The organism is Novosphingobium sp. NFX11, from assembly GCF_057376415.1.
The window spans coordinates 510,682-523,213 of the sequence record NZ_CP080384.1 but is presented as its reverse complement, the minus strand read 5'-3'; the positions used below and the strand labels follow the sequence as shown (position 1 = coordinate 523,213).

Annotated in this window: 12 protein-coding genes, 1 tRNA gene and 2 pseudogenes; 2 read left to right on the top strand and 13 right to left on the bottom strand. The window is 65.8% G+C overall.

All coding sequences use genetic code 11. The features are described 5' to 3' along the window. Window positions 1–32: 32 nt before the first annotated feature. The 5 genes from KZO24_RS02610 to KZO24_RS02590 all read right to left on the bottom strand — a co-directional run bounded on the left by KZO24_RS02610 (window position 33) and on the right by KZO24_RS02590 (window position 3,953). On the bottom strand, window positions 33–1,046 hold the full coding sequence (locus tag KZO24_RS02610) for an acyltransferase family protein (protein WP_486487133.1): 1,014 nt from the start codon (window positions 1,044–1,046) through the stop codon (window positions 33–35). Window positions 1,047–1,200: 154 nt separating this feature from the next. Beyond that, window positions 1,201–1,737, bottom strand: a complete 537-nt coding sequence (nusG, locus tag KZO24_RS02605) for a transcription termination/antitermination protein NusG (RefSeq protein ID WP_008830819.1) — start codon at window positions 1,735–1,737, stop codon at window positions 1,201–1,203. A 28-nt stretch (window positions 1,738–1,765) separates the two neighbouring features. Next, window positions 1,766–1,960 (bottom strand): preprotein translocase subunit SecE, encoded by a 195-nt coding sequence (gene secE / locus KZO24_RS02600; protein WP_008830820.1) that lies wholly within the window; start codon window positions 1,958–1,960, stop codon window positions 1,766–1,768. A gap of 133 nt (window positions 1,961–2,093) precedes the next feature. Further along, a complete protein-coding gene (locus tag KZO24_RS02595) occupies window positions 2,094–3,629 on the bottom strand; it encodes a hypothetical protein (RefSeq protein WP_271184684.1) in 1,536 nt (511 codons plus the stop codon). A 248-nt stretch (window positions 3,630–3,877) separates the two neighbouring features. Continuing rightward, a tRNA-Trp gene (locus tag KZO24_RS02590) sits at window positions 3,878–3,953 on the bottom strand. A 158-nt stretch (window positions 3,954–4,111) separates the two neighbouring features. On the opposite strand from KZO24_RS02590, the pseudogene aat reads away from it, so the two are divergent. Further along, window positions 4,112–4,877 (top strand): annotated as a pseudogene (gene aat, locus KZO24_RS02585) (leucyl/phenylalanyl-tRNA--protein transferase). Between the two features lie 35 nt (window positions 4,878–4,912). Here aat and KZO24_RS02580 read toward each other — a convergent pair. The 5 genes and pseudogenes from KZO24_RS02580 to KZO24_RS02560 form a co-directional block, all read right to left on the bottom strand. After that, window positions 4,913–5,095: pseudogene (locus tag KZO24_RS02580) on the bottom strand (DUF2155 domain-containing protein); the annotation flags it as partial. Window positions 5,096–5,336: 241 nt separating this feature from the next. Further along, a complete protein-coding gene (locus KZO24_RS02575; protein WP_008830824.1) occupies window positions 5,337–5,744 on the bottom strand; it encodes an NADH:ubiquinone oxidoreductase subunit NDUFA12 in 408 nt (135 codons plus the stop codon). Window positions 5,745–5,803: 59 nt separating this feature from the next. Then, on the bottom strand, window positions 5,804–6,550 hold the full coding sequence (locus KZO24_RS02570; RefSeq protein WP_271184682.1) for an SDR family oxidoreductase: 747 nt from the start codon (window positions 6,548–6,550) through the stop codon (window positions 5,804–5,806). Between the two features lie 175 nt (window positions 6,551–6,725). Continuing rightward, window positions 6,726–7,217: a DUF192 domain-containing protein gene (locus KZO24_RS02565; RefSeq protein WP_271184681.1), complete on the bottom strand. Its 492-nt coding sequence runs from the start codon at window positions 7,215–7,217 to the stop codon at window positions 6,726–6,728. Continuing rightward, window positions 7,218–7,793: a regulatory protein RecX gene (locus KZO24_RS02560; RefSeq protein WP_271184680.1), complete on the bottom strand. Its 576-nt coding sequence runs from the start codon at window positions 7,791–7,793 to the stop codon at window positions 7,218–7,220. A 150-nt stretch (window positions 7,794–7,943) separates the two neighbouring features. On the opposite strand from KZO24_RS02560, the gene KZO24_RS02555 reads away from it, so the two are divergent. Further along, entirely contained in the window at window positions 7,944–9,704 is a 1,761-nt protein-coding gene (locus KZO24_RS02555) for a fatty acyl-AMP ligase (RefSeq protein ID WP_271184679.1), read from the top strand. A gap of 53 nt (window positions 9,705–9,757) precedes the next feature. Here the strand turns inward: KZO24_RS02555 and KZO24_RS02550 are convergent, their stop codons facing one another. The 3 genes from KZO24_RS02550 to KZO24_RS02540 form a co-directional block, all read right to left on the bottom strand. After that, the gene (locus tag KZO24_RS02550; RefSeq protein ID WP_271184678.1) at window positions 9,758–11,011 is read right to left on the bottom strand and encodes an MFS transporter; all 1,254 of its coding nucleotides are present in this window, start codon (window positions 11,009–11,011) and stop codon (window positions 9,758–9,760) included. A 224-nt stretch (window positions 11,012–11,235) separates the two neighbouring features. Then, on the bottom strand, window positions 11,236–11,676 hold the full coding sequence (locus KZO24_RS02545) for a DUF2721 domain-containing protein (protein ID WP_430097381.1): 441 nt from the start codon (window positions 11,674–11,676) through the stop codon (window positions 11,236–11,238). 18 nt (window positions 11,677–11,694) lie between these two features. Then, window positions 11,695–12,531 (bottom strand): class I mannose-6-phosphate isomerase, encoded by an 837-nt coding sequence (locus tag KZO24_RS02540; RefSeq protein ID WP_271184676.1) that lies wholly within the window; start codon window positions 12,529–12,531, stop codon window positions 11,695–11,697. Window position 12,532 lies beyond the last annotated feature (1 nt).

Sequence of the window (12,532 nt, the reverse complement as noted above, 5' to 3'; positions counted from 1 at the left end):
TAGGAAAAGCGCAGGAAAGGGAAGAGCCCGTTTCAGGCCGTGGCCACCGCGTTCGCCGCCAAATGCCGACGCCCCCACGCAGCGCGGATCATGCGACCGGCGGGCATCTCGAAGAAACGATAGATAGCCGCGCTGGCCGCCAGAACGATCGCCACGTAACCCAGCGTTCCGGCAGACGCCAGCCAGACGTTCTGCTGCTCGTTCAAGTCCGGCCGGAAGCAAAGCAGGATCGGGTAATGGACGAGATAGATCGTATAACTGCGGTCCCCCAGCCAGACCATCGCCCGGCTCCCCAGCGCAGGGATACGGAGCGCGAGAGCCAGGACGCAAGGCCATGCCAGCAGGCACAACGGCGGCAGCGGGCTCCATGCCGCGCCCATGTCGATCGCAAGACCGAGGGCAAGGACGACGACGAGAAACGGTGTCCATATCGACTGCAACTGCTCCCTGCAGCGCCACAACAGCTGCCCCAGGAAAAACCCCAGCAGTCCGCGTGGGAGACAGTCGGCGGCCCAGGGACCACCTTCGCGCCCGCCGAGCACGACGATGTAGCCCAGCGCCAGCACCACTGTCGCCACCGTGATGCGCCTTAGCACCCGATCGCCACGCGCCGCCGCGACGGCGAAGATGGCGTAGCAGAAAACCTCTACCGACAGCGACCAACTCGGACCATCGAACGTATGGCCGACAGGCGCGACGAAGGCCTGCATCATGAACAGGTGCGCCATGAAGGCTATTGCGGTGTTGGCCGGCTCCGACGCGAACAGCGCCGCCGTCACGAGCAGCAAGAGCAAATGCAACGGATATAGGCGCGCGAACCGGGCCATGGCGAAGTCGGGAAGCGCCGACTGCTCCAGCCCTGCACGGCCACCAGTGCGCCCGAGATAGACCTGGGCAAAGACATAGCCCGAGATCAGGAAGAACAGGTCCACCAGGGTCCAGCCCCAGGTGCGCAGCCAAAGAAGGACGGCGGGCGCATGTCCAATCGCATGCGCGTTGAACTCGAGCAGCGGGTGGTAGAAGAACGCGACGCCGCACGCAGCGATGCCGCGCAGCCCGTCCAGCGATCTAAGGCGCCCCTGTCCATCCGAACCGATTAGCCCAGAACCGGTTAATTCGCGGTTTCCTGAAACGCAAAACGCCCCGCACTGAGGCGGGGCGTTTCTTGTCGTGCGCCTTGTCGCTCGGGGCGACGGCAGATTACTTGCTGAGTTCGACGTGCTCGAATTCCAGCTCCACCGGGGTGGCGCGGCCGAAGATCGAGACGGCCACCTTGACGCGGCTCTTCTCGAAGTCGAGTTCCTCGACGATGCCGTTGAAGCTCGCGAACGGGCCATCGAGCACCTTGACCGAATCGCCGATCTCGTAATCGATCGAGACCGTCTTGCGCGGCGCGGCGGCAGCGGCTTCGGCGGCGCCGAAGTAGCGCGAGGCCTCGCTCTCGCTGATCGCCTGCGGCTTGTTGTTGGCACCCAGGAAGCCGGTGACCTTCGGGGTGTTCTTGATGAGGTGGTAGACGTCGTCGTTCAGCGTCAGCTTGGCGAGGACGTAGCCGGGCATCGTCTTGCGCTCGGTCTGGACCTTCTTGCCGCGCTTCACCTCGGTGACGGTTTCCGAAGGAACCTGCACGTCCTCGACGAGCTGCGACAGACCGATGCGCTCGGCCTCGGTGATGATGGCTTCCTTAACCTTGCTCTCGAAGCCGGAGTAGGCGTGGATGATGTACCAGCGGGCCATGTGTTCTCTCAGTCCTGTATTCTGGCGATCAAAGGGCGTTCAGCAGAGCGCTGACGACCCAGCCGAACAGCGCGTCGATGCCCAGGAAGAACACCGCCAGCAGCACCGTCATCAGGCCGACGAAGATCGCGGTCGTGACCGTCTCCTGGCGCGAGGGCCAGTGGATCTTGCGCGTTTCCGCCTGAACCTGGCGCATGAATTCGCCGGGGGTGATCTTGGCCATCTTAACGTCGCTCTCTTAGCTATGCCGCTTTGGTCACGGAAAATTCTGCGATTCTTCCGCCTAGGGGCCATCGCCACCCCGGCCGAGGCCGGGAGGGGCTGATGAAGTCCGCCTGTCGGGAGGAAACGGGGATTTAGCTTCCACTGTCCGGATTTGCAAGGTCCACCGAGTCCGGCAGGCGTGCAAGGAACGAGTTGGGCGTCGCGAAGACGATCCGCGCCCCGTCCGGGATCGCCACCGGCGCCTTCGTGCCGATGTACCAGAGGTAGTCGGCATGGCGCGCGGGCTTGAACTTGCGCAAGTCGATCCGCTGGCTGTCGCTGTAGAGAATGCGCTGCGTCGGATCGTTGAAACGGTAGCGAGTTTCGCGCATCGACAGCATGTGGACGTCGGGCAACGCGAAGTTGGAATTCTCCATCGAACTGCGGCGAACCACGGCGTAACTGCCGAAGTGCTCGAACGGGCCGAAGAACCACTGGCGGCGCGGAATCGCGATCGCCGTCGCCACGCGCGAGCCTTCGGGAACGTAATCGAGCGCGGTGACGAGCTGGCGCGCGGTCTGCGCATCCTCGTACCAGACCACCGTGGTGACGGCGATGCGCGCGGTGAACAGCAGCCCCGCCAGCGCAAGGCCCCAGCGCGGCACCGGCCAGTCGATCGCGAGGCACGCGACCAGCAGCGCGGCGGTGCTCAGGCGATAGTCGGCATAGTCGCCGCCGAAGATCTGGCGCGGCACCACCAGCGTCAGGATCAGCAGGATCAGCGCCGCCCAGCCGACGCGCCCGTCGAAACGGCGGATCGCCAGCGCCGCCACGATCACCGCCACCACCACGCACAGGCTGGCGATGTCGAAGGTCATGTCGTAGCTGCGCATCGCGCGGTAGAGGATCTGCCACTTGTATTCGAGCACGCCGAAGCGCCCGTAGGACACCTTGGAGTTGGACCCCACGCCCAGCAGCATCGGCAGCAGCGGGAAGATCAGCGGCCAGGGCTTAAGGAACGGCCGCCAGTCCCGCCAGCTTGTACGCTTCGACCATTCATAGCCGAAGATCAGCACGCCCATCACGCCCCAGCCCGAGACGTGGCACAGCCACACCACGAAGCTCGCCGGGATCATCACCGCCCAGCGCCAGCGCCAGTTCTCCAGCCGCACCCAGCCCGCCAGCACGAACAGCGCGAAGGCAATCGACAGCGAATAGTTGAGGAAGCCCATCAGGAACGAGGGCGACCAGATCATCGCGAAGGCCAGGATCGCGCCAACACCGATGCGCTTCCTGAGGCTCCATTCCACCGCCATGATCGCCATGCCGGTAAGGAACGGAATGGCCGCGACGATGAAGCGGCCCGCAGCTTCCAGCCCCATGATCTTCGTGAGCGGCACCATCAGCAGCTCGGCGCCGAGATTGCCGGTCCACTCCCACTTGAACAGGAAATAGCGCGTCAGGAACGGGTCGTGCCCGTGATCGAGCATGACCTTGAACCCGGCCAGGTGCGAAGGATAGTCGGTCATCTGCGGCGCCCAGGCGACGATCGCGGGGAGCATCGCCAGCAGCGACAGGACGATGCCCATCCACAAGGCTTCGTGGCGCGTGCGCTTGTAAGTGTCGGTGCCGGAGTTGGAGGTGGCCGCTTCGGCCTCCACGGCGTCAGGATGCGCGCTGGCGTGCATGTACGACTGTGTCTTCCCGCTAGTAGCCCGAATCGGCGAACGGGCTCTCGTAAAGCAACTTGGCCCGCAATTGAACGTCGTGACCCGACGATGGTGCTTCGACAAGCTCAGCATGAGCGGAATGAGGAAGCCGTCTTCCCGTTTCCGCTCATGCTGAGCTTGTCGAAGCACCCGCGTGCAAGGCACACTTCGGCGCCCCGCATCCGGATCTCCCCGAAGGGAAGATTATCGCGATCTTGGGAAGATGCTGGCAGGAGTGGAGGGACTCGAACCCACGGCCCTCGGTTTTGGAGACCGATGCTCTACCAACTGAGCTACACTCCTGCGGGCTCGGGGGCCTCTAATGAAGGACTTGCGCGATGGCAAGCGGCGATTGTGGACCGGCGGAGCGAATATGTCGATCTGCGCTCGTTATCCCCATCTGCTAGGACGTTTTCGTGCACGCGCCCCGCTCAAATCCGATCATCGAGCCTGAACTCCTGATGCTCGCCTATCGCAGCGGGATATTTCCCATGTCCGACGCGCGCGACGATCCGGAGATCTTCTGGATCGAACCGCGCCTGCGCGCGACGCTGCCGCTCGATGGGCTTCGCGTATCCTCCTCCCTCGCCCGCACGCTCAAGCGCGGGCGGTTCGAGGTGACCTGCAACCGCGCCTTCTCGCAAGTCATGGACGAATGCGCAGCGCCGAGACAGGCGCGCGACGGGGATGCCAATGATGACGGGGGAGACAGCTGGATCAGCCACCGCATTCAGGCCAGCTACGAGAACCTGCACTTCCTCGGCCACGCGCATTCGATCGAGGTCTGGCGCGATGGCGAACTGGTCGGCGGCCTCTACGGCGTCGGCTTCGACCGGGTGTTCTGCGGCGAATCGATGTTCTCGCGCGTCAGCGATCTCGTCGAAGGTCGCGCTGTGCTGGCTGGTGGCGGCGCTGCGACGGGGCGGCATCACCCTGCTCGACTGCCAGTTCATGACCTCCCACCTCGCCTCGCTGGGCGCGGTGGAGATGCCGCAGAAAAAATATTTGTCGCTGCTGCAGGCAGCCCAGTCGGGCTATTGCTCGACAGCGGGTTCCTCGACCGGCTCGGGATCGGCCGCCGTCGGAGAAGCGCTCGGCGACGCGGCAGGGGCCGGAGTGCTCTCACTGCCCGAGGCGTTCGAAGCCCTGCTCGGCGACGCGTCGTCCTGCGGACTGGCTTCTTCGCCCGGGAAGCTCATCGCGCAGCTCTTGACCCAGACGTCGTAGACCGGGTGCTCGACCACGTTGGCACCGGGGTTGTTCTTGAACAGCCAGCCGGAGAACACCTTGTTCCAGGCCAGCTTTTCCTCGGTGGTGCGGCGCTGTTCGACGAAGACCTGGACGAAGGCGCCCTCTTCCTGCGGCTTTTCCCAGGGAAGCGTCTTCTCGCAGGTGGCGACCTTCACGACGAGATTGCCGAGGCGGCGCGATTCGCCCGGCTTCATCACCAGGTCCTGCGTCAGGTTGTTGCGCTTGTTGAGGACGCCCAGCGTGACCACGCGGTCCTTGTTGGGCGTGCCGATCTGCTGGCCTTTCGCGGCCTGTGCAGGGCCGGCCTGCATTCCGGCGATGGCATCCGGGACGCTGGTGTCCTGCGCCTCGGGCGCAGGCTCACCACCGCAGGCCGCCAGGACCGACAGCAACGAGAGTGCCGTCAAAGCCCTCCAGCGAATCATGCTTGAGCCCTCAGGCTTCCGGCGACCAGGCTTCGTAGTCGCCGGTGGCGGCAGCACGGCGGCCGCCACGCTCCAGCGCGCCCTGCGGGCGATACGCGGTCGCGGTGCCGGTGGCGTTGGGGGTGTAGTCCACTTCCCAGATGCGCGGCGCGGGCAGATGGCTTTCGGGCACACCATCGTACGAGTGGTGCAGCCAGCCGTGCCATTCGGCGGGGACGTTGCTGGCGTCGTTGGCGCCGGCATAGATCACCCAGCGGCGATCCCAGCCCTCGGTCGTCTTCACTTTCGCGTTCTTGGAACGATAGTACTTGTTCCCCTGCGCGTCGGTGCCGACATGCTCGCCATTGCGCGAGCTCCAGAGCGAGGTGCCGATGGTGGCGCCGTCCCACCAGGTGAAGATCTTGGACAGGATTCCCATGTGCCGCGCACTAGCCCCGAAGCGCCCCCAACGCAAGCGCGAAGAGGGACCTTCGGGTGCTACAAATGCATCCCGCCGCTCGCCTCGATCACCTGACCTGTCACCCATGCGCCATCGGGCCCGCACAGGAAGCCAATCACCCGCGCGACGTCGCCCGGCTGCCCCACCCGCCCGAGCGCCGCGACCGAGGCGAGATAGTCCACCGTCGCCGGATCGTTGAACAGCGCGGGCGCGAAATCCGTGATCGTCGCGCCCGGCGCCACCGCGTTGACGGTGATACCGCGCGCGCCCAGCTCCTGCGCCAGCGAGCGGGTGAAATGCTCCACCGCCGCCTTGCTCATGGCATAGGCCAGGCACGATGCATAAGCGGCGCGCGCGACCATGGACGAAAGGTTCACAATGCGCCCGCCGCCCCGCAGCCGGGACAGCGCCGCCTGCGTGACGAAGAACGGCCCCTTGGCGTTCACCCGCATCATCGCGTCGTAGAGCGCCTCGTCCGTCTCGGCGATCGTCGCCATCTCGCCGATTCCCGCGTTGTTGACGAGGATGTCGAGGCCGTCCGCCTGCGCATCGAAGGCCGCGAACATCGCCGCGATAGCCCCGGCCGAACCGACGTCGGCCTGCAGGGCGAAGGCGTCGCCCCCGGCATCGCGGATCGCCGAGACGACCTCTTCGGCAGCGGCCGCATTGTTGTTGTAGTTGATGCAGACCCGGGCGCCGTCCGCCGCGAGCCTCAGCGCCACCTCCCGGCCGATCCCGCGCGAACCGCCGGTCACCAGCGCCGTCTTTCCCGTCAGCGAACCCATCCGTCTCTCCCCATGTCGTTCGGGAGGCAAGCTAAGGCAGACGGGACGCGGGAGGCACCTCGCCTATTGGGCAGCATTTCCATCCTCGTCATTGCGAGCGCAGCGAAGCAATCCAGGGCGGCTCAAGACTGTCCTGGATTGCTTCGCTGCGCTCGCAATGACGAAGGGGGTGGGCTTACCAGCTGACCTTGTCGCCCGCCTTGATGCCGAGCTGCGCCGCGCGGCCGCCGTTCAGTTCCAGCACGCCCGCAGCGATGCCGTCCGAAGGCAGCGGCGTCTCATCATAAGGCACCGCGTTCGCCGCGATGTTGAGGATGCGGTGGTCAGTGCCGATGAAGATGATGTCGAGCGGGATCACCGTGTTGCGCATCCAGAAGGCGGAACGGCGCGGCGGCTTGTTGGGGAAGATCATGCCCTCGTCCGCGCCCATTTCGGAGCGGAACATCAGGCCGTGCTCCTGCTCCTTGAACGTCGAGGCGACCTCCACCCGGAACGCGTGGGTGCCGTTCGCAGACTTCACCTCGAGGTCCTTGACCGGCAGGCCCGAAATCGGATGCACCGCAGCTTGTGCCTGTGACGCCTTGGCCGTGGCCTCCTGCCCCCCTTGCGAGCACGCGGCGAAGGCCAGCAGCAGCGAAACGGCAAGCGTGGAGCGGGTAAGGCGCATTCAATAGTCTCCGAATTCCGACTCGCACCATTCCTCGAGCGCGTCGGCGTCCTCGCTCTCGACGATCCGGCGCGCGATGTCGAGCGGGTGCCCGGCGCGCAGCATCGCGGCGAGTTGCCGATCTTGCACCTTGGGGTCTTCCGCAACCTGAACGGCGAAAGGACCGAACCGGCGCCGCCGCGCCAGCACCAGCGCCGCGCGGCGCTGCTCGGCAATGCCGGGCCGGGCCTCGGCGCGCAGGGTTTCGTCCACCCCTGCCTGCCCCAGCGCCTCGCCGACCCGGCGCGCGCCATAGCCACGCCGCAGCAGGCTGCCCGCCTTCATCCGCGCCCACGAGGCATCGTCGACGTAGCCCTTCTGTGCATAGCGCTCGACCAGCGCCTCAACATCGGGGCCCCGTCCTTCCGACTGGGCCTCTTCCGACCAGCCGCGCTCCCTCAGTTTGCGCTGCAGATAACCGCGCAACTTGGCTTGCGTCGTGGCGAAACGCGCGACATAGGCCAGCGCCAGTTCCTCCAGACGGTTCGGGTCGAGTGGGTGTGGTCCACGCTGTGGATTGCGACGCTTGTCCGACATGCTGCCCTATTCGTGCCACACTCGGCTGGAAATGGGGAGAGTGCGTGAGACCGTACTGGGACGCAACACAGCTACCTCCGGTTCAGATTGGACCGGATAGAAGCGCCGGTCTCGCGAGAGTAACGGTATAACTACAACGGGTTAGATCATATGGCCGACACCATCGAACTGGTGCCGAATACGGGGCAGGCACTTATCCCCACCCCCAACGAGGATGCGCTGCCGCGCATTTTCGCCGATTTCGCCACTTTCGGCGACGCCCTGGACTATGCCGCCACAGGCAAACGCGGGTTCAATTTCCACGATCCGCGCGGCACGCTCACGCGCGTCTATCCCTTCTCGGAACTGCGCGAAGACGCGCTCAAGGTCGCTTATGCGCTGATCGCGCGCGGCGTGAAGAAGGACGATCGCATCGCCCTCATCGCCGAAACCGGGCAGGACTTCGCGGCACTGTTCTGCGGCGCGGTCTACGCGGGTGCCTGGCCGGTGCCGCTGCCGCTGCCCACCAGCTTCGGCGGCAAGGACAACTACATCGACCAGCTGGCCGTGCAGCTCTCCAGCTCCGACCCGATCCTGCTGATCGGTCCGGACGAGATCGCCACGATGACCGCCGCTGCGGCCGAGCGTCAGGGCTGTGCCCATGCCACCTGGGCCGATTTCGCTGCGAAAGATGCGCCCGAAGTCGCGCTGCCCAAGGCCGATCCGGACGATATCTGCTACCTGCAGTATTCCTCGGGCTCCACCCGCTTCCCGCACGGCGTCGCGGTGACTCACCGCTCGCTGTTGTCGAACCTTGCCAGCCACGCGCACGGCATGCAGTTCCAGGACAGCGACCGCTGCATCTCGTGGCTGCCGTGGTATCACGACATGGGCCTCGTCGGCTGCTTCCTGTCGCTGATCGCCAACCAGGTCTCCGCCGATTACCTCAAGACCGAGGATTTCGCGCGTCGCCCGCTGGCATGGCTGGACCTCATCACCCGCAACAAGGGCACTTCGGCGTCCTATTCGCCGACGTTCGGCTACGACATCTGCGCCCGTCGCATCTCCAGCCAGAGCCCGGTCAGCGATCGCTTCGACCTGTCGCGCTGGCGCATCGCCGGTAACGGCGCGGACATGATCCGCCCGGACGTGATGCAGAGCTTCGTCAACGCCTTCGCCGATGCTGGCTTCAAGGCATCCGCGTTCCTGCCCAGCTACGGCCTGGCCGAAGCGACGCTGGCGGTCACCGTCATGCCGCCGGGCGAAGGCATCCGCGTCGAACTGGTCGAGGAGGAGCGCCTCTCGGGCGCGCCGCGCGATCTCAACCGCCCGGCCCGCTACCGCGCCATCGTCAACTGCGGCAAGGCCGTGCGCGACATGGAAGTGGTGATCCGCGGCGAAAACGGCGACACGCTGGGCGACCACAAGATCGGCAAGGTCTGGTGCCGCGGCACGTCGGTGATGCATTCCTACTTCCGCGACCCCGAGGCGACCGCCGCGTGCCTCGTCGACGGATGGCTGGACACCGGCGACATGGGCTACATGACGGACGGCTACCTGTTCATCGTCGGCCGCGCCAAGGACATGATCATCATCAACGGCAAGAACCACTGGCCGCAGGACATCGAGTGGGCCGTGGAGCAGCTTCCCGGCTTCAACCACGGCGACATCGCGGCGTTCTCGGTGGAGACGGACAACGGCGAGGAAGCCCCCGCCGTGCTCGTCCACTGCCGCGTCTCCGATCCGGTCAAGCGCGTCGAACTGCGCGACCTGATCCGTGACAAGGTGCGCTCGATCACCGGCATGAACTGCGTGGTCGAACTGGTGCCGCCCAAGAGCCTGCCGCGCACCAGCTCGGGCAAGCTCAGCCGCGCCAAGGCCAAGAAGCTGTACCTCTCGGGCGAGATCGAGCCGTTCAAGCTGGCGGCCTGATCGTTCCGGTACAATGAAACAGAAAGCGGGGCGTCGGAAGGCGCCCCGCTTTTTTATTGTCTGCGTTCCAGGGAGGACTCAGCCTCTGCCTGATCCCATTTCGGCATCGGCGGCAACGCCAGCAGCAGCCCGCCGCCCAGTACGCAGCCGACCGCACCCGCCCAGAGGAACGGCTCGTACCCGCCCGAGGTATCGTAGACCTTCCCCGCGATCCACGGGCCAAGCCCGGAAGCCAGCGCCACCAGCGCCGACATGACGCCGTAGATCATCCCGAAATTGCGCATCCCCGCATATCCGGCGGTCAGGAACGCGGTGATCTGCGTCTTGGAGCCCGCCGCATAGCCGTTGATGACGAGCGCCGCGATCAGCGCGGGCATCGAATCGAGGAAGCGGATCAGCACCACGAACGTCACCGCCGTCACACCCATCGTCAGGCTGCCGGTCCAGTTCGGCCGGAACCGGTCGAGCAGCGCCCCGGTCACCAGCTTGCCGACGATGCCCGCTATGCCGCCCAGCGACAGCAGCCAAGCCGCCTCGCTGCGCGCTACGCCCGCTTCGGTAAGGATCGGGAAAAGGTGGATGCCCAGCCCGATGGTCATCGCCATCACCACGAAGGACGACACCGCTACCTGAAGCAAGGCCCGGCTTCGCAGTGCCTCACGCTTGTGCAGGCCCGGCAGCACGGCGCGCACGGCTCCGTCCGCTTTCGGCCGCCGATCGTGGGCATCGCGCAGGAACAGCCAGCATACCAGCAGCGTCACCCCGCCCCAGCCGAGCCCGAACCACACATAGGCGGCGCGCCAGCCGAAACTCTCGATCAGGAAGTTGCCGAGCGGCGGCACCAGCGTCTGCGCGATGGCCGGGCCGGTCACGGCAAGGCCGAGCGCAAGGCCCCTGCCCTTGTCGAACGTGCCTGCTACCGCCGTCGTCCAGATCGTCGACTTGATGGACGTCAGGATCAGCCCGAAGGCGATCCACATCACCACCCACTGCAGCTTCGATCCGCTGGCAAAGGCGAACATGCAAGTGCCCGCCATCGTCACGACCACCCCCGGCAGTCCCAGCCGCCGCGAGCCGAAGCGGTCGATCAGCGCACCGTAGAAAGGCGACAGGAGCGCCGTCACAGCGGTCGCGATCGCCGGTCCCATCGACAGCGTCGCCCGGTCCCATCCGAAAGCCCGTTCCAGCGGCTCGATGAACAGCCCGGTCGCCGAGATCAGCACCGAGAAGAACGAGAACCCCGCCATCGCCGCGACGACCACCGGCCAGCCGCGCTTCCATTCCTGTAGTGCCCTGCCGTCGCCCATGATTGTCTCTCCCGCCGGAGAGACTAGGGCAAAGCGCGTGAACTCCAATCGCGGCGGCGATAGCGTTTCAGAGTCTGTTTGGAAAATGCCCAAGAGGGCATTTTCTTAGCGGCACCGGCCCACGCCCCACCCGGCCTCCCACGGAAGTATACTTGATGGGAGGCCGGGTGGGGCGTGGGCTGAGTGCCGCGAAATTCGCCTGCGGCGAATTTCCAAACGGATTCTCAGATGTGGCGATGAAGTTCCAGATAGTCGCTGGGAATGCGCAGCGCGTCGGCCGCCACTTGCGTCTCGCGCAGGAACAGCACGAGCGCGACGAGCAGCAGCACGATCGCCGCAAGGAAGGTCACCGCCGCCGCCGCATGCCAGTCCATCCCGCCAAGGCCGGACAGGAACAGCACCGCCACCGTCACGCCGATCGCCAGCGCCGAGAGCACCATGAAGCGCACCGCCTGGGTGATCAGCGTCATGCGCCGGTTCACCAGCCGCAGTTCGCTGACGACGATGTCGTGCTCCATGCCCTGCGTGGTGCCGTGCCGCTCCTGCAGGATGCGCGCGCGATCGACCACGCGCCCGAGCCGCGTCGAGAGGATGTTGAGGATATTGCCGATGGCCACGAGCACGAAAACCGGCGTCAGTGCCAACTGGATGGTCTGGACGATCATGTCCCCCTTCATGCACCGTCAGGACGCGATTTTACAGGGCCTCGTCAGCAGGCAAACGCCGTTTTCCGCAAATCGCACGTCGGCGAGGCTCATCGCCAGCGCACAGCTGCCGGGCGCGATGGACTCGCCCGCGACTTCGACCGCGCCCTCGCGCGGGATCACCAGCAGTGCATCGGGATAGCGCATTGCGATCTCCTGCGACGGCACGCCCGCGATCTGGTCCAGCACGAAGAGCGGGCCATCGACCAACACCTGCGAACCGTCCAGCGGCACGTGCTTGAACCATTGCTCACGCGAGTACGGCTCGCCGTGCGATACCGCCATCCCGTCCTCCAGATGCAGCTCGCGCGGGCGGCCGTAATCGTAGAGGCGATAGGTAATGTCGCTGTTCTGCTGCACCTCGATCAAGCTGACGCCCGCGCCGATGGCATGGACGGTATTGGCCGGGATGTAGAAGAAGTCGCCCGGCACGACCTCGTGCCAGGTCATCAGGTGTTCGATCGACCCGTCAAGCGCGGCGGCGCGCATCGCATCCTCGCCGATCTCCCGGTCGAAGCCGATGCCCAGCTTGCCGCCCGGCTCGGCAGCGACGATCAGCCAGCATTCCTCCTTGCCCTGCCGCCCGATGCCCTTGGCCAGCGTCTGCGCGTCGGAAGGGTGGACCTGCACCGACAGCGCCTCGCCGGCGAAGATGTACTTGACCAGAAGCTCGGGCAGAGCGGCGGGCGGCTCGAACCAGATTTCGCCGATGCGCTGGCCCTCGGGCGCCTCGAACGGCGCAGGCAGGACGTCCAGGCCCCAGGGCTTCTCGACCTGTCGGATCGGCAGCGAGGAGGAAGCGCGGGCGTCGGTCATC